We start from the raw sequence: 16,060 nt of genomic DNA, 5'->3' as shown, positions 1-16,060 counted from the left end.
TCCAATGGTAAAGATCGTTCCGCGCGATCTTTTGATTCAGCTCAATGAAAGGGTAAACACGGATCAAAAACGTGGGAGCGGGCTTGCTTGCGAATGCGGTGGATCAGTCAATTAATCTGCTGACTGACACTACGCGTTCGCGAGCAAGCCCGCTCCCACATGGGATCTTCAGGGTTGTTGTGCAGGGCTATTCCGGCAGTTCGTAGATATAAATCTTCTCGGCATCCATCTGGTAACCGGCGTCGGCCAGTTCGCTGGTGGACGGTTTGACCTGCATCGCCCCCTCGATCCAATACGGCTGATACAGCTCATCGAGCTTCACGCCGATTTCGCTCTTCACGTGCACGATCTGGTTCGACGGCGGTGGCGGCACATGGATGCACGCGCCGAAATACGGCACCAGCAAAAACTCGGTGGTGCGCCCCTCTTCGCTGACTTCCAGCGGCACGATGTACCCCGGCAGGCGGATATGCTGGCCGTCGAGGCTCTGCACCACCGGCGCATTGGGCAGGTCCTGCTTGGCCGCAGGCGCGGCCTCGACGGACAAGGCATCGGCCATGTTCGACAAGTCGTGCAGCGGTTTCATGTTGGGGATTTCCGGCGGCGCATCCGGCGGGATCATCTCTTGCCAGGACAAATCCTTGGGCTGCTGCTCGGCCCAGGCAGGCACGGCGACCAGCAGCAATAACGCAAACAGAGCGCGACGCATCGAAGCCTTCCTCATAAACGTATCGACAGGCCATCGGCCAGGGATTGTCGATAGGCACGCCACGCGGGCACGCTGCCCATCAACAGCGCTGCGGCCAGGATACCGGCGAGCAACGTCCATTCATATTCGCTGGGCCACGACAGCGGCAGGTCCAGGCCGTAATTGGCCTGCAGATACCCACGCGACGCGGCGATACACACATACAGCAACCCCACGCCGGCGATCACACCAGACAAGGCCAGGGCGAAGGCTTCAAAGATCAGCAGCGTCGCGATGTGCCACGGGCGGGCGCCCACCGAGCGCAGGATCGCCATCTCGCGGCGGCGTTCGTTGAGGCTGGTGAGGATCGCCGTGAGCATGCCGATCAGGCCGGTCAGCACCACGAACAGCGAGATCACGAACAACGCTTTTTCGGCGGTGCCCATCATGCTCCACAGCTCTTGCAGCGCCACGCCGGGCAGGATCGCCAGCATCGGTTCGCCACGGAATTCATTGATCTCGCGCTGCAGCGCGAAGGTGGAAATCTTGTTGTTCAGGCCCAGCATGAACGCGGTGATGGCCTGCGGGGTGAGGTCCATGTTGCGCGCCTGGTCGGCGCTGATGCGGCCTTTGCCCTGGGCCGGCACGCCGTTGTGCCAGTCGATATGGATCGCCTCCATACCGCCGAGGCTGATGTGCAGCGTGCGGTCCACCGGGGTGCCGGTGCGTTTGAGAATGCCGACCACGGTGAAGGGCTTGTCATCGTGCTTGACCAGGCTGACCACCGCCACGCCGTGGGCCAGCACCAGCTTGTCGCCGAGCTTGTAGTGCAGCGCGTCGGCGACTTCAGCGCCGAGCACCACTTCGAACGGGTCGGTGGCGAACGCGCGGCCGCTGGCCAGTTCGAGGTTCTGTTTGCGGCCGTATTGGTAGTGCTCGAAGTAGGATTCGTTGGTGCCCATCACGCGGTAGCCGCGGTGGGAGTCGCCGAGGGAAATCGGAATGGCCCATTTCACCTGTGGGCTGGCGGCGAAGTGCTCGTAGCTGTCCCAGCGGATGTTGTTGGTGGCGTTGCCGATGCGGAATACCGAGTACAGCAGCAGGTTGACCGAGCCCGAGCGCGCGCCGACGATCAGGTCGGTGCCGCTGATGGTGCTGGCGAAACTGTTGCGTGCCTCAACGCGCACGCGCTCCACCGCGAGCAACAGGCAGACTGAAAGCGCGATGGCGAAGGCGGTGAGGATCGCGGTAAAGCGACGGTTAGCCAGGCTGGCCAGGGCTAGACGAAACAGATACATCTCAAACCTCTGCGGGCGTGGCGGCGCGATTGAGTTCGGCCAGCGACAGGTTGCGGTCAAACAGCGGCGCCAGGCTCTGGTCATGGCTGACAAACAACAGGCTGGCGCCCGCGTCGCGGCATTCGGCGAACAACAACTGAATGAAGGCTTCGCGGGCGTCGTAGTCCAGGGCCGACGTGGGTTCGTCGGCGATCACCAGTTCCGGCTGGCCGATCAACGCACGGGCGGCGGCCACCCGTTGCTGTTGGCCGATGGACAGCGAGTCGGCACGGCGCGCCAGCAGGTCTTTATCCTTGAGGCCCAAATGCGCGAGCAAGGTTGCGGCGGCCTGATCGACACTGCCATGGCGCTGCTTCGCCCGCTGCGCGCGCAGCGTCGAAAAATGGCAAGGCAGCTCAACGTTTTCACGCACCGACAGAAACGGCAGCAGGTTGAACTGCTGGAAGATATAACCGGTGTGATCCACGCGAAAACGATCACGGGCGCCGGCGGACAGCTCTGTCAGCTCCTGGCCGAGCAGGCGGATGCTGCCTCGACTGGGCTTCTGCACGCCGCCCAGCAAGCCGAGCAACGTGGTTTTGCCACTGCCGCTCGGGCCCTTGAGAAACAGGGTTTCCCCGGCGTCCAGGCGGAACGCGGGGATGTCCAGCAACTGGGGGTGCCCGGGCCAGTTGAAGCCCAGGTCAGACAGTTGGATCAGTGCTTGGGTCATAGGAAATCAGTGGTCTGGTTTGATTTGGATGATGACACCGATCAAATGTGGGCGCTGGCTTGCCTGCGATGGCTGCGCCGCAGTGTGCCTGATACACCGCAGCGCCTGGATCGCAGGCAAGCCAGCTCCCACAGTGATTGGGTTTTCAGATCAGAACTTCAGGGTAGCGGCCTGTGCTGTTGCTTCAACACCTTGCTGGCCGCTTGGGCCGATCAGTTGTACCTGAATTTTCTGGGTGGCGGGGAAGGTCTTGAACACCTGGGTCAGGTCCAGGTTGCTCAGGGCGGTCGGCGTGGCGCAGGTGAATTGGTAGTGGGCGTGGATTTCGCTGTGGTCGTGATGATGTTCGTGGGCGCCGTCTTTGGCGTCGTCAGCGTGATCGTCATCATCGTGATCAGCTTCCGGCTTGTCACCGAACAGCGGGCTGTTGAGTTCCTGGGAGCTGATCACGCAACCGGCGGCCTTGGGCACGTTGAACAGGACCAGAGGGTTTTCCAGCTGCTTGCGTGCGGCGGCGACCTTGGCTTTGTCGGCGGCAGTGGTCGCCGGGTGTTCGAACCCCACCAGGTTCATCGCCGGGCTGTCCAGCTCAAGCTCCAGCGCCTGGCCGTCGAGCACGGCATTGAGGCGGCCAACGCCGTGTTCGTGGGCGCCAAGGCTGCCGTGTTCATGGTCGTGGTCATCATGAGCGTAGGCAACCGCCAATGGCAGCAGGGCAAACGGCACAGCAAGCAACAGACGGCGCATAAGAAGGCTCCAGGACATGAAATTTATGTTATGTGATCTTATAACAATAGGGCCGAGAGTTTGACCGCCCGCTTGGCGATGCGCAAGCCGCATGGGAGCATGCCTGTCAGAAAAAGTGCAGGAGTACGGACGATGTTGAGAATTCGTGGAACCGTCGGCGACTTGCCGGTGGACTTGACCCTGGAGCTGGACGACGGCGATTGGGCCCGGCTGGGCGCACAGTTGCAGGCCACACCGGTGGCTGCGCCTGCCGCTGCGCCGGTTGCGTCGCCCAAGCAAAATGATGATCTATGGCAGAACGCCCAGGACCTGCTGCGCAACGCCGGCCAACTCAATGGCCTGGAATTGCTCGACCAGTTGGAAGGCTTGGCGGGGGATGCCTCGGCGGGCAAGCGCCTGCTGGTGCGCTTGCGCCATAGCGCCAAGGTCAAGGTCAGCAGCGGCGGTGATACGCCGCTGTACAGCTGGGTCGGCGATTAGTACAGCGCGGCGAACAGCTTGCGCCGGTACACGGTCACCAGCGGGTGGTCGTTGCCCAACAGTTCGAACACCTGCAGCAAGGTCTTGTGCGGCAGGCCTTCGCTGTAGCTGCGGTTGCGGATGAACAGCTTGAGCAAACCCTCAAGCGCGGCGTCGTATTGCTGGCGCGCCAGTTGCTGGATGCTCAACTGATAGGCGGCTTCGTCGTCCTGCGGGTTTTGCGCCAGGCGGCTTTTCAGCTCGGCGGCGTCCGGCAGGTCGGCAGCCTGGCGCAGGAACGTGATCTGCGCCTTGGCCCCGGCGAGGGCGGCTTTGTGATCGTCGCTTTTCACGGCGTCCAGCACGGCCTGGGCTTCACCCAGCTCACCGCGCTCGGCCAGGCAGCGTGCGTACAGGATCAGCGCGGCGGCGTTGGTGTTGTCTTCGCCCAACAGCGCGACCAGCACCGCTTCGGCGTCGCTGATACGGCCTTCGGCAAACAGTGCCTGCGCCTGTTCCAGCGGGTCGGCGGCAGCCGGCGGTGGCATCTGCACATGCGGCTCCAGCAGCTTGCGCACCGCCGACTCCGGCTGCGCCCCGGCAAAGCCATCCACTGGCTGGCCATCCTTGAACAGGACCACCGTCGGCAGGCTCTGAATGCCAAAGCGCGCAACGATGTCCTGCTCAGCCTCGCAATCGACCTTGGCCAGCAATAGCTCGCCCTGATAGCTCTCGGTGATCTGCGCGAGCAGGGGCATCAACGCCTTGCACGGCGCGCACCACTCGGCCCAGAAATCCACCAGCACGGGTTTCTCGAAGGAGTTCTGGATCACCGCCTGGTCAAAATTGGCAGTGGTGACATCGAAGATGTACGGCGAGGGATTGCTCATGGGGCGTCTCGAATAAAGCGGGAATGGGGCAACTATAAGGGCTGGCGCGGTTGGCTGAAAGCTTGGTTGATGAGCTACCCGGAGGAACGCGGCCAAGTGTGGGAGCGGGCTTGCTCGCGATGGCCTCAAGAGCGCCGCGAATGGTACAAGCTCACCTTGCGAAACTCCCACGGCTCGGCCAAGTCCGGCAGGGTCAATGCATCGAGTATCTCCAACCGCTGATACGCCGGGTGCTGAAAGTCGCGCACCCGTGAGTCTGCTACCAGTGCTTCGCGGCCACGGCTGAGGAAGTGGTCCAGCAGCGGCAGGTTCGCCCGGTCGTAGAGCACGTCGGCGACCAGGATCAGGTCGAAGCGGTCGGCTTCGGTGAAAAAGTCCGCCGAATAAGTCAGCTCCACATCATTGAGTTCAGCATTCGCCCGGCAAGACGCCAAGGCCAGTGGGTCCAAGTCGCAGGCCACCACTTCCAGGGCGCCGGCTTTCATGGCGGCGATCCCGGCTACCCCCGAACCTGCGCCAAAATCCAGCACGCGCTTGCCCACGACCCACTCAGGGTTCGCCGCCAGGTACCGCGCCAGCGCCAGGCCGCTGGCCCAGCAAAAGCTCCAGTAGGGTGGTTCATGCAGGATGCGCCGGGTTTCCTCGGGGCTGAAGGCGCGGTCCATGTTGTCCGCATCCAGCAGCCACAACGACAGCGCGGTGCCCGGCAGCGGGCAGGGCACCAGTTGTGCGTCGCCGATCAGTGCGCTCAGCGCGGCTTGCAGGCCCAGCGGTGGCGTCATGGTGCCTTGACGAGTTGCAGGGGGCCGGTGGTCTGGGTGATCGGCTGGGTGATGCGCACGGCGGGCAAGTGCAGGATCAGCTGGCCGGACTGGCTGGCGCGACCGCGCAGCTCAACCCGCGCACCAAGCGGAAAGGCTTGTGGGTTGTAGCGCAGGCGGAAGGCCAGGGGCTGGCCGTTGCCGGTCAGCACGCTGCTGGCCAACAGTTGTTGCGGGCGCGAGCGGTCATCGATTACCAGCAGCGCCATCTCCACTTCGGCGCCGGCGGGCACATTGGTCAGGCTGCCGCTGATTTCACGCTGATAGGCCGGCAGGGGGCCCATATCTTCAATCCCCGGGACTTTTTTCTCCTGCGCGGGCACCGGCTGAGGCGCTGCAGGCTTGGGGGCTTCGCTGCTGCAGGCGACCAGAACACTGAACAAGGTAAGCAAAACAAGTGGTCGTAACTGCATGTACGGCTCCAGGAAGGGCAAAATCCGTGACTTTAAAATATGAAACATAATAGTCAGCCTATATACCGTAAAGGCTATGGCTTGTCTTGCCACGGGGATGCGCTACCATGGCCCTCCCATTTTTTGTTGCCTGCCAACCATGCACTGTCCCTTCTGCGGTGCCAACGACACCAAGGTCATTGACTCGCGTCTGGTCGCCGAGGGCGATCAAGTACGTCGCCGGCGCGAATGCCTGGCCTCTGGCTGCGGTGAACGTTTCACCACCTTCGAAACCGCCGAACTGGTATTGCCCCGTCTGATCAAGTCCGACGGCAGCCGCCAGCCTTTCGACGAAGAAAAACTGCGCGCCGGTATGCAGCGCGCGCTGGAAAAACGCCCGGTGAGTGTCGAGCGGCTGGAAGCGGCGCTGGTGCATATCAAGCACAAGCTGCGCGCCACCGGCGAGCGCGAGGTCAAGAGCCTGGTGGTTGGAGAACTGGTGATGGGCGAGTTGCAAAAGCTCGACGAAGTCGCCTATATCCGTTTCGCCTCGGTGTATCGACGCTTCCAGGACCTCAATGAGTTCCGCGAAGAAATCGACCGCCTGGCCCGCGAGCCTGCCAAAAAATGAATTCACCGTCTGCTGAACAAGCCGTCCTCGACGCCCATTACATGGCCCGCGCCCTCGAACTGGCGCGCAAGGGCCTGTACACCACCCATCCCAACCCACGGGTCGGCTGCGTGATCGTGCGCGATGGGCAGATTGTCGGCGAAGGCTGGCACGAGCGTACCGGCGAACCGCATGCCGAGCCCAATGCCCTGCGCGCCGCCGGTGCCAAGGCCCGTGGCGCCACGGTCTACGTGACCCTCGAACCGTGCAGCCACCATGGGCGTACACCGCCATGCGCCGACGCGCTGGTGAGTGCCGGTGTGGCCCGCGTGGTGGCCGGCATGCAGGACCCGAACCCGGAAGTGGCGGGGCGCGGCATGCAGCGTCTGGCCCAGGCCGGTATCGAGATTTGCAGCGGCGTGCTGGAAAAAGAAGCGCGCGCCTTGAACCCGGGCTTCCTCAAACGCATGGAACACGGCCTACCTTTTGTGCGGGTCAAGCTGGCGATGAGCCTGGACGGCCGCACCGCGATGGCCAGCGGCGAAAGTCAATGGATCACCGGCCCTGCCGCCCGCGCCGCCGTGCAGCGCCTGCGCGCCGAAGCCAGTGTGGTGCTGACCGGTGCCGACACCGTGCTGGCCGACGGCGCGCGCCTCACCGTACGCGCCGCCGAGCTGGGCCTGGACGACGCCACCACCGCCCTGGCGATGTCACGCCCGCCGTTGCGCGTGCTGATCGACGGCCGTTTGCGGGTGCCGCTGAATGCGCCGTTCTTCAAGGCAGGCCCGGCGCTGGTGATCACCTGCGTGACCGCAGAAAACCAGTTCCCCCGTGGCCCCGAGTGCCTGGTGGTGCCGGGCGTCGAAGGCCAGGTCGACCTGCGCTCGGCGCTGGTGGCACTGGCCGCGCGTGGCGTCAACGAGGTGCTGGTGGAAGCCGGCCCTAGCCTGGCCGGCGCGTTTGCCCAGCAGGGGTTGGTGGACGAATACGTGATTTTCGTCGCCGGCAAGTTTCTCGGCTCCGCTGCCCGACCTTTGCTGGATTGGCCGCTTGAGAAACTGGCCGACGCCCCCCAACTCAAGATCACTGAAATGCGCGCAGTAGGCGACGACTGGCGAGTCATTGCCGTCCCGCTATTACCCGCGAGCGTATAATTCTGACCGGGCGCTCAAGTGCCCCGTACCGTTTTCCAGGAGAAGGCCATGTTCACCGGCATTATCGAATCCATCGGCAGCATTCGCGCCATGACCCCCAAGGGCGGCGATGTGCGCCTGCTGGTTGAAACCGGCAAGCTCGACCTCGGCGACGTCAAACTGGGCGACAGTATCGCCGTCAGTGGCGTGTGCCTGACTGTCATCGAGCTACCGGGCAACGGCTTTGCCGCCGACGTCAGCCGCGAAACCCTCGACTGCACCGCGATGAATGACCTCAAAGCCGGCAGCCCGGTCAACCTGGAAAAAGCCCTGACCCCCACCACCCGTCTCGGTGGTCACCTGGTCAGCGGCCACGTCGACGGTGTCGGCGAAGTGGTTGCTCGCAGTGAAAACGCACGCGCCGTGGAATTTCGCATCCGCGCGCCCAAAGAGCTGGCCAAGTACATCGCCCACAAAGGCTCGATCACCGTCGACGGCACCAGCCTGACCGTGAACGCCGTGAACGGCGCCGAATTCGAACTGACCATCATTCCCCACACCCTGAGCGAGACCATCATGGCGTCGTACCAGCCTGGTCGCCGGGTGAACCTGGAAGTCGACTTGCTTGCCCGTTACCTGGAGCGCCTGCTGATGGGCGATAAGGCCGCAGAGCCTGCATCAGGAAACATCACCGAAAGTTTTCTAGCCGCTAACGGCTACCTGAAATCCTGACCAAGGGGGTGCCGCGTGGCGCTCAATAGCATCGAAGAACTGGTTGAAGACATCCGCCAAGGCAAGATGGTCATCCTGATGGATGACGAAGACCGCGAGAACGAAGGCGACATCATCATGGCCGCCGAGGCCTGCAAGGCCGAGCACATCAACTTCATGGCCAAGCACGCCCGTGGGCTGATCTGCATGCCCATGAGCCGTGAGCGCTGCGAGTTGCTCAAGCTGCCGTTGATGGCGCCGCGCAACGGCTCGGGTTTTGGTACCAAGTTCACCGTATCGATTGAAGCGACCACCGGCGTCACCACCGGTATTTCCGCCGCTGACCGCGCCCGCACCGTACAAGCCGCGGCCGCCAAAGACGCCAAGGCTGAAGACATTGTGAGCCCGGGCCACATCTTCCCGCTGATGGCCCAACCGGGCGGCACCCTCGCGCGCGCCGGCCACACCGAAGCGGCCTGCGACCTGGCACGCATGGCCGGGTTCGAGCCGAGCGGGGTGATCTGCGAAGTGATGAACGACGACGGCACCATGGCCCGTCGCGCCGAACTCGAAGCCTTTGCCGCCGAACACGGCATCAAGGTCGGCACCATTGCCGATCTGATTCACTACCGGATGATCCATGAACGTACCGTTCAGCGGATTGCCGAGCAGCCGCTGGACAGCGAACTGGGCCAATTCAATTTGGTGACCTACCGTGATTCAGTCGAAGGCGACGTGCACATGGCCCTGACCCTGGGCACCATTTGCGCCGACGAACCGACCCTGGTGCGCGTGCACAACATGGACCCGCTGCGTGACTTGCTGATGGTCAAGCAACCCGGCCGCTGGAGCCTGCGCGCCGCCATGGCGGCGGTTTCCGAGGCGGGCAGCGGTGTGGTGCTGCTGTTGGGCAACCCGGTGGAGGGCGACGTATTGCTCGCGCATATCCGCGAAACCGCCGAGCACGTCCAGGTCAAAACGCCGACCACCTACAGCATCGTGGGCGCCGGTTCGCAGATCCTGCGTGACCTCGGTGTGCGCAAAATGCGCCTGATGAGCGCACCGATGAAATTTAATGCGATATCCGGTTTCGACCTGGAAGTTGTAGAATACGTGCCCTCCGAATAAAGGCTGGCTTTTTTTGCCCCTTGTTCGCGGTTAAATCATCACTGAGGGACGCACTTTTCGCGTCCCGGCTCTTTAAGAGATTTGTCGAATGACCCTGAAGACCATCGAAGGTACCTTCATCGCCCCCAAAGGCCGCTATGCCCTGGTGGTTGGCCGCTTCAACAGCTTCGTGGTTGAAAGCCTGGTAAGCGGTGCCGTGGACGCCCTGGTTCGCCACGGTGTGAGCGAGAGCGACATCACTATCATCCGCGCCCCTGGCGCCTTCGAAATTCCACTGGTTGCGCAAAAAGTTGCACAGCAGGGTGAATACGCGGCGATCATCGCCCTGGGCGCGGTCATTCGTGGCGGTACGCCGCACTTCGAATACGTGGCCGGCGAATGCACCAAGGGCCTGGCCCAAGTGTCCATGGAGTTCGGCGTGCCAGTCGCTTTCGGCGTGCTGACCGTTGATTCCATCGAGCAAGCCATCGAGCGTTCCGGCACCAAGGCCGGTAACAAGGGCGCTGAAGCTGCCCTGTCCGCCCTGGAAATGGTCAGCCTGCTGTCGCAGTTGGAGGCCAAGTGATTTCCGACGAGAGCGATCGTTTCAACCCGCGTGACGAGCGTCCAGCCGATGCTGGCAAGCCGTCGAAGAGCGAAAAGCGCCGTGCTGCCCGTCAGCTCGCGACCCAGGCGCTGTACCAGCGTCATATGGCCGGCACTTCGCTGAACGAGATCGAAGCGCAGTTCCGCGTCGATAACGACTTCACCTTTGCTGACCAGAGCTACTTCCACGACATCCTGCACGGTGTTCCGGCCAACCTGACCGAGATCGATGCAGCGCTGTCGCCATGCCTGGACCTGACCCTCGAAGAGCTGGACCCGGTTGAACTGGCCGTATTGCGCCTGTCCACCTGGGAACTGCTCAAGCGCGTCGACGTGCCGTACCGCGTGGTGATCAACGAAGGTATCGAACTGGCGAAAGTCTACGGTTCGACCGACGGCCACAAGTTCGTCAACGGCGTACTCGACAAGCTGGCCCCACGCCTGCGTGAAGCCGAAGTGAAGGAACACAAGCGCTAAGCCGCGCTTGAGTTCTCGATGGGCGAGTTTGAGCTGATCCACAAATACTTTGCCGCCGCGCCTTGTGCGCAGGGCGGCGAAGGCATTGCCCTGGGGATCGGCGATGACTGCGCCTTGCTGGCGCTCCCCGCCGGGGAGCAGCTGGCAATCTCCACCGATACATTGGTGGCGGGGGTGCATTTTGCCGACCCCTGCGACCCGTTCCTGCTCGGCCAGCGCTCGCTGGCCGTGGCGGTGAGCGACCTGGCTGCCATGGGCGCCCACCCTCTTGCCTTTACCCTCGCACTCACTACGCCGACCGTCGATGCCGATTGGCTGCAACGCTATGCCGAGGGTTTGAACGCCATGGCGCAAAGCTGCGGCGTCGGCCTGGTGGGCGGCGATACCACACGCGGCCCGCTGAGCCTGACCCTGACCGTGTTTGGCCGGGTGCCGGCCGGGCAGGCGTTGACCCGCAGCGGCGCGCAGCCCGGCGACCTGCTGTGCGTGGGCGGCGAACTGGGCAATGCCGCCGGCGCCTTGCCGTTGGTATTGGGCCAGCGCAGTGCCGACGCGGCGATTGCTGATCCATTGCTGGCGCACTACTGGTCGCCGCAACCCCAGTTGGCCCTCGGGCTGGCGCTGCGCGGCAAGGCCACGTCCGCGATGGATATCTCTGACGGGCTACTGGCCGATTGCGGGCATATCGCCAAGGCATCGGCTGTCAGCCTGTTGATCGAGCGCCAGCGGTTGCCGTTGTCCAAGGCTCTGCTGGCGTTTGTTGGCGATGACGCCGCGCAGGTGGCTGCCCTCAGCGGCGGTGACGACTATGTGCTGGCGTTTACCCTGCCGCCTGTCGAGTTGGCACCCTTGCTGGCCGGTAGCTGGCCGATCCATGTGATCGGCCGGGTCGAAGCGGGGCAGGGCGTGACGTTGCTGGACACCAATGGGCAGGACATCACCCCGGCTGTGCGCGGCTACCAGCATTTTCGCGAGACACCCTGAGGCTGTGACCTGCGCTAACCTCTCTGACGTGCATAGAACCGAGATGAAGGCCAATCGAACCTATTGATCTTTATCAGCGATAATTCAGCTTAAGCGTCTGTAGGAACGTGCTGTTACAATGGCCGCCTTTGTAAAAACTGAACTCAGGAGCACACGGTGCCCGTCGTTTTCGTCGCTGCTTCCAAGCTGCCTACCCCTTTTGCCACGTTCACCATGAATGGCTTTCTCGAAGAAGCCACCGGCCGCGAGCACGTCGTGCTCAGCCTGGGTGATATTGCTGATGGCGCACCGGTTCTGGGTCGTGTGCACTCCGAATGCCTGACCGGCGATGCGCTGTTCAGCCAACGATGCGACTGCGGTTCGCAACTGGAAGCCGCCATGCGCGCTATCGCCCGTGAAGGCCGTGGCGTACTGCTGTACTTGCGTCAGGAAGGCCGTGGCATTGGCCTGATGAACAAGATCCGCGCCTACGAGCTGCAAGATGGCGGCGCCGATACCGTTGAAGCCAACGAGCGCCTGGGCTTTGCCGCCGACCAGCGTGACTACGCGATCTGCCTGCCGATGCTGGAGCATCTGGGTGTTCAGTCGCTGCGCTTGATGACCAACAACCCGCGCAAGGTCAAAGCCTTGACCGAGATGGGCATCACCGTGGCCGAGCGCGTGCCGCTGCACACTGGGCACAACCCGCACAACAAACTCTACCTGGCCACCAAGGCCAGCAAGCTCGACCACATGATGGGCAACGAGCATCAGGGCGAGGTCGACCGCGCGTGACCCGTGGCCAGGTGAAACGGCGACTGTCCTTCAACTGGTGGCAGTACCTGGCCCTGGCACTGGCCCCGTTGTTCGTGATCAACCTGGTGTTTGGCCAGGCCGAGTCCCTGCTGCCAGTGCTGGCCATGCCGTTCTTTATCGCCGGCGTGGCCTCGATGTTTCTGAGCCTGCGTTACTTCAATGGCTATAAACACGCGCTGATCGCCACCTCCAAAGCCCTCGATACCCCTGAAGAACCGGCTGCCTGGATCACCTTGGCGGCCCGTCGGCGCACGGCCTTGCTGGTGGCTGCCGCACCGGCCTGGATCGGTGCGCTGGCGGTGTTCGTCGGCCTGGAAGCGGTGCCGCTGTTTCTGCTGGCGCTGTCGACGATGGTGCTGTTTTACCTCTATCGCATTCCGCGCCAGCTGGGATGAAACACGGCTGGCTGGCGCTGCTGCTGGCATTCAGTGGCCAGGCATTGGCGGTCGAACGTGTGGTCAGCCTGGCGCCGTCCCTGTCTGAAATCGTGATTGAGTTGGGCGCTGCCGACCTGCTGGTCGGCGTACTCGATGGTGGCGAGCGGCCGGTGGCCATAGCGAACCTCCCCTCGGTCGGGCAGTACGGCCAGTTGAATATGGAGCGCCTGCTCAGCCTCAAGCCCGACCTGATCCTCCTCTGGCCCGGTAGCGTTGGCCCAGCCCAGCGTGAGCAGCTGCAACGCCTGAATATCCCGGTGTACGTCGCCGAACCCCACAGCCTTGAACAGCTGACTACCCAGGTCCAGGCTATCGCTGCGCAATTGGGCCGCGAGGACGCAGGCCGACAGCTCGCCACACAGTTGCGTCAGCGCCTGGCCGAACTGCGCCAACGTTACCGGCGTGCCGAACCCTTGCGGGTGTTCTACCAAGTGTGGAACCAGCCGCTGTACACCGTGGGCGGCGGGCAGATCATCAGTGATGCGCTGACGGTGTGCGGCGCGCGCAATGTGTTCGACGACCTCACGCTGCCTGCGCCGCAAGTCAGCGTTGAGTCGGTGTTGCAGCGCAATCCCGAGGTGATTCTGGTGGGGGATCAGCCGCAACTGAACGCGTGGAAGGCCTGGCCGCAGGTAAGCGCGGTGGCTTCAGGGCGATTGCTGCAAGTGCCGGACAAGGGGTTGGAGCGGCCCAGCGCTCAGATGGTCGAGGCCGTGGCGAAACTCTGCCGGTTGATTTCGCCGCAACGCGAACCCTAGTCAGACGCCTTCTCCTACCTGTTATTAAGACTTGTCCGCGATATGGCTGCGGCGGCAGCGAGGTACGCTGCTGCGTGCCGTGCTTGCTGCATGGCAATCTTTCACAGACAGGAGGTGGCCATGCGCCGTTTGATCATCGGTATTTCTACTGCCCTTTTACTGACGGGCTGTAGCACGCTGGAAGGTTTATCAACGCTGATGAATTTCAGCGATCACCCCATTGCCGCAAAGGCCGCCCAAGGCAGCAGAGCCACGAAGCAGGATATCCTGGCGATCCAGCAACCCAAGCGCATTACGCCGATCCGCAACGGCAGCGCGCAGTGTTTTGACTATGAGCTGGAAAACCAAGGCAAGAAAAAGGACCTCTATGTCGGCTTCACCGACGCGGGCCGCGTCAACGCCTACGGCTTCATCACCTGCGCCGACGCCATAAAGGCAGGCTATCTGAATTCCAACGAGCCTATGCGCGAGCGCACTTGAACCGGTGCAGTCGTTATAACGGCGGTGTCCACGTCAGTCCCAGCATCCAGGTCCGCCCCTCTTCGCGGTAGTCCTGGTTATTGGAGAAGTCGGCAGCGTTATAGCTGTAGCGGGCACGCGCGTACTGGCGGTCCAGCAGGTTGTCGACCTTGAGCGAAAGACTCACTTCACGATTGATCGCCCAACTGCTGCGCAGACCCAGCAAGGCATAACCCCCCAGGCGGTTGCGGTTGTCTTCATCGTCATAGCTGCTGCTGATCGCCTGCCAACTGGCGCCCAGCCCGAGTTTGTCGAACTGCCGATCCAGGTCCAGGTTCAACGTGCGCCGTGCACGGCGAGCCAGGGTGTGGCCCGTGTCGCGGTCACGCGGATCGATGATTGAAACGCCCACATTGCCCTGCCAGCCGAACAGCTCCTGCTTGAGCGCTGCCTCGACGCCGTTGACGCGCGCCGACGCCACGTTCTGCGGCTTGCTGGTGCTGTCGAGAATAATCGCGTCGCTTAAATCCGTGCGGTACAGCGAGGCTTCCAGGCGCGTGCTGGCACTCAGTTGGCTGCGCCATTGCAGCTCATAACTCTTTGAGGTTTCGGGCTGCAGGTCGGGGTTGCTGTACTTCGTGTCCGGGTAATAAAGGTCGTTGAAGGTCGGCGCGCGGAACCCCTCGCTGTAGCTCAGCAGCACGTCATTGTCCGGGTTGACCGGCAAGGTCAGGGTGCCGCTCCAGCTGTTCTGCGCGCCGAACTGCTGGTTCTGGTCGCGGCGCAGGCCCAGCTCGGTGGAAAACCAGTCGCCCTTGAAACGATGCTGCACAAAGGCGGCGCGGTTCCAGCGGCTGTTTTCGGTGAAGGCCGTAGAACCGTGGAAACGGTCTTCATACCAGTCGCCGCCGAGGATCAGGCTGTTCTGGTCATTCAGCGTCAGGTCGTTCTGCCAATTGAGCGAGTCGCGGTAGGTGTTGAACACGCTGAAATCGTTGCTAAGGGTGTCGCGCTTGGTGTCGCGGTTCTCGCTGTGGCCCAGCTCCAGGCGCGATTGCCAGCGCTCAGTGAGCGTGGCGTCGACATAGCCGCCGATGCTGCTCACGGTGTAGTCGGTGTAGGGTTTTTGCCCAAGCGTCTGCCCGGTGGCTATGTCAAAGCGGCCGAAGCTGTTGTCGTACTCCGACTTGCCACGGTTATCCAACACGTTGAAACCCACCTCCAGCGCATCGTTGAAGGCATGGCTGAGGTTCAAGCTGAGGGACTGGTTGCGATAGGCATCATGGTCGCCATCGCTGGGGAACGACGCGTGTGTGGAGTTGATACCCGCCGTTTCATCCAGGCTCGCCCCCAGGTTGAAACGCGTCTGTTCGTCGCCGCCGGAGAGGCCAAGGCTGCGCTCCCAGGTCTGGTGGCTGCCAAACCCCAATTTCAGGCGCGGCTGCAGGCCTTGCTCGGCGTTGCGTCGGGTAAACACCTGGATCACCCCGCCAATCGCATCGCTGCCATAGATCACCGAGCGCGAGCCGCGCAGCACTTCCACGCGTTCAATCTGGTCGATGTTCAGGTATTGCAGGCCACTGTCACCGGAGGTGGTATTGGCGATGCGCTGGCCGTCCACCAGCACCAGGCTTTGTGCAGACTTGGTGCCGCGAATGTAGATGCCCGGCAAGCTGCCACGGCCACCGGTGGGCGCGACTTGTACACCGGGAACGCGGCTGAGCAGGTCCGTCACGCTGGTGGGTTGCAGGCGGTCGATGTCGTCGCGGGTGAACACGGTGTTGGCGGCGCTGCTGTCGTTGCGCGCCTGGACCTGGCGGTTGGCGCTGATGACCACGTCGGGGAGTTTGAGGGCGTTATCGCGCTCGAAGGTGTCGGCGAGCAGGTCGTCGGCGGGTAACAACAGCAAGGCAACGTACAGGCGTTTCATGGGCTGTCCATGGCTTTAAAATTGATACAAAACCAATGTGGGAGGG

20 protein-coding genes are annotated in these 16,060 nt (G+C 62.8%); 12 read left to right on the top strand and 8 right to left on the bottom strand.

Annotated elements, in window-relative coordinates; genetic code table 11:
• Window positions 1-187: 187 nt before the first annotated feature.
• The 4 genes from GIW02_RS12075 to GIW02_RS12060 form a co-directional block, all read right to left on the bottom strand.
• Window positions 188-709 (bottom strand): DUF3299 domain-containing protein, encoded by a 522-nt coding sequence (locus tag GIW02_RS12075; protein ID WP_236410890.1) that lies wholly within the window; start codon window positions 707-709, stop codon window positions 188-190.
• Between the two features lie 11 nt (window positions 710-720).
• On the bottom strand, window positions 721-1,986 hold the full coding sequence (locus GIW02_RS12070) for an ABC transporter permease (protein ID WP_236410891.1): 1,266 nt from the start codon (window positions 1,984-1,986) through the stop codon (window positions 721-723).
• A gap of 1 nt (window position 1,987) precedes the next feature.
• A complete protein-coding gene (locus GIW02_RS12065; protein ID WP_236410892.1) occupies window positions 1,988-2,698 on the bottom strand; it encodes an ABC transporter ATP-binding protein in 711 nt (236 codons plus the stop codon).
• Window positions 2,699-2,848: 150 nt separating this feature from the next.
• On the bottom strand, window positions 2,849-3,445 hold the full coding sequence (locus tag GIW02_RS12060) for a DUF2796 domain-containing protein (protein WP_236410893.1): 597 nt from the start codon (window positions 3,443-3,445) through the stop codon (window positions 2,849-2,851).
• Between the two features lie 132 nt (window positions 3,446-3,577).
• Between GIW02_RS12060 and GIW02_RS12055 the strand changes: the two genes are divergently transcribed.
• A complete protein-coding gene (locus GIW02_RS12055; protein WP_236410894.1) occupies window positions 3,578-3,925 on the top strand; it encodes a hypothetical protein in 348 nt (115 codons plus the stop codon).
• On the opposite strand, the gene trxA is transcribed toward GIW02_RS12055, so the two are convergent.
• The 3 genes from trxA to GIW02_RS12040 form a co-directional block, all read right to left on the bottom strand.
• Window positions 3,922-4,794, bottom strand: a complete 873-nt coding sequence (gene trxA / locus GIW02_RS12050; protein ID WP_236410895.1) for a thioredoxin — start codon at window positions 4,792-4,794, stop codon at window positions 3,922-3,924. The genes GIW02_RS12055 and trxA overlap by 4 nt on opposite strands.
• A gap of 125 nt (window positions 4,795-4,919) precedes the next feature.
• On the bottom strand, window positions 4,920-5,576 hold the full coding sequence (locus tag GIW02_RS12045) for a 50S ribosomal protein L11 methyltransferase (protein WP_236410896.1): 657 nt from the start codon (window positions 5,574-5,576) through the stop codon (window positions 4,920-4,922).
• Complete coding sequence (locus tag GIW02_RS12040) at window positions 5,573-6,028, bottom strand: YbaY family lipoprotein (RefSeq protein WP_236410897.1); 456 nt, start codon at window positions 6,026-6,028, stop codon at window positions 5,573-5,575. The genes GIW02_RS12045 and GIW02_RS12040 overlap by 4 nt, the downstream gene beginning before the upstream one ends.
• A gap of 139 nt (window positions 6,029-6,167) precedes the next feature.
• On the opposite strand from GIW02_RS12040, the gene nrdR reads away from it, so the two are divergent.
• The 11 genes from nrdR (at window position 6,168) to GIW02_RS11985 (ending at window position 14,105) form a co-directional block, all read left to right on the top strand.
• On the top strand, window positions 6,168-6,638 hold the full coding sequence (nrdR, locus tag GIW02_RS12035; RefSeq protein ID WP_236410898.1) for a transcriptional regulator NrdR: 471 nt from the start codon (window positions 6,168-6,170) through the stop codon (window positions 6,636-6,638).
• On the top strand, window positions 6,635-7,771 hold the full coding sequence (gene ribD / locus GIW02_RS12030) for a bifunctional diaminohydroxyphosphoribosylaminopyrimidine deaminase/5-amino-6-(5-phosphoribosylamino)uracil reductase RibD (RefSeq protein ID WP_236410899.1): 1,137 nt from the start codon (window positions 6,635-6,637) through the stop codon (window positions 7,769-7,771). Before nrdR ends, ribD begins: the two co-directional genes overlap by 4 nt.
• Before the next feature lie 48 nt (window positions 7,772-7,819).
• A complete protein-coding gene (locus tag GIW02_RS12025; protein ID WP_017135994.1) occupies window positions 7,820-8,482 on the top strand; it encodes a riboflavin synthase in 663 nt (220 codons plus the stop codon).
• Window positions 8,483-8,497: 15 nt separating this feature from the next.
• Window positions 8,498-9,589, top strand: coding sequence for a bifunctional 3,4-dihydroxy-2-butanone-4-phosphate synthase/GTP cyclohydrolase II (ribBA, locus tag GIW02_RS12020; protein WP_236410900.1), 1,092 nt, complete (start codon window positions 8,498-8,500; stop codon window positions 9,587-9,589).
• An 88-nt stretch (window positions 9,590-9,677) separates the two neighbouring features.
• Window positions 9,678-10,154: a 6,7-dimethyl-8-ribityllumazine synthase gene (ribH, locus tag GIW02_RS12015; protein ID WP_003176356.1), complete on the top strand. Its 477-nt coding sequence runs from the start codon at window positions 9,678-9,680 to the stop codon at window positions 10,152-10,154.
• Window positions 10,151-10,651 (top strand): transcription antitermination factor NusB, encoded by a 501-nt coding sequence (nusB, locus tag GIW02_RS12010; RefSeq protein ID WP_101273191.1) that lies wholly within the window; start codon window positions 10,151-10,153, stop codon window positions 10,649-10,651. The genes ribH and nusB overlap by 4 nt, the downstream gene beginning before the upstream one ends.
• An 18-nt stretch (window positions 10,652-10,669) precedes the next feature.
• Window positions 10,670-11,635: a thiamine-phosphate kinase gene (gene thiL / locus GIW02_RS12005; RefSeq protein ID WP_236410901.1), complete on the top strand. Its 966-nt coding sequence runs from the start codon at window positions 10,670-10,672 to the stop codon at window positions 11,633-11,635.
• A gap of 156 nt (window positions 11,636-11,791) precedes the next feature.
• Entirely contained in the window at window positions 11,792-12,409 is a 618-nt protein-coding gene (ribA, locus tag GIW02_RS12000) for a GTP cyclohydrolase II (RefSeq protein WP_236410902.1), read from the top strand.
• Window positions 12,406-12,825, top strand: a complete 420-nt coding sequence (locus GIW02_RS11995) for a nuclear fragile X mental retardation-interacting protein 1 (RefSeq protein WP_236410903.1) — start codon at window positions 12,406-12,408, stop codon at window positions 12,823-12,825. Before ribA ends, GIW02_RS11995 begins: the two co-directional genes overlap by 4 nt.
• Window positions 12,822-13,625 carry a cobalamin-binding protein gene (locus tag GIW02_RS11990; protein WP_236410904.1) on the top strand — a complete coding sequence of 268 codons (804 nt, stop codon included), beginning with the start codon at window positions 12,822-12,824 and terminating at the stop codon, window positions 13,623-13,625. The genes GIW02_RS11995 and GIW02_RS11990 overlap by 4 nt, the downstream gene beginning before the upstream one ends.
• Window positions 13,626-13,745: 120 nt before the next feature.
• Complete coding sequence (locus tag GIW02_RS11985) at window positions 13,746-14,105, top strand: lipoprotein (RefSeq protein ID WP_236410905.1); 360 nt, start codon at window positions 13,746-13,748, stop codon at window positions 14,103-14,105.
• A 13-nt stretch (window positions 14,106-14,118) separates the two neighbouring features.
• Here the strand turns inward: GIW02_RS11985 and GIW02_RS11980 are convergent, their stop codons facing one another.
• On the bottom strand, window positions 14,119-16,014 hold the full coding sequence (locus GIW02_RS11980; RefSeq protein WP_236410906.1) for a TonB-dependent receptor domain-containing protein: 1,896 nt from the start codon (window positions 16,012-16,014) through the stop codon (window positions 14,119-14,121).
• Between the last annotated feature and the right edge of the window lie 46 nt (window positions 16,015-16,060).

Source organism: Pseudomonas syringae (assembly GCF_021606685.1).
Taxonomy (GTDB): Bacteria; Pseudomonadota; Gammaproteobacteria; order Pseudomonadales; family Pseudomonadaceae; genus Aquipseudomonas; species Aquipseudomonas syringae_R.
Note: the sequence above shows the minus strand (reverse complement) of the source record. Positions and strands in the feature narration are given on the sequence as shown.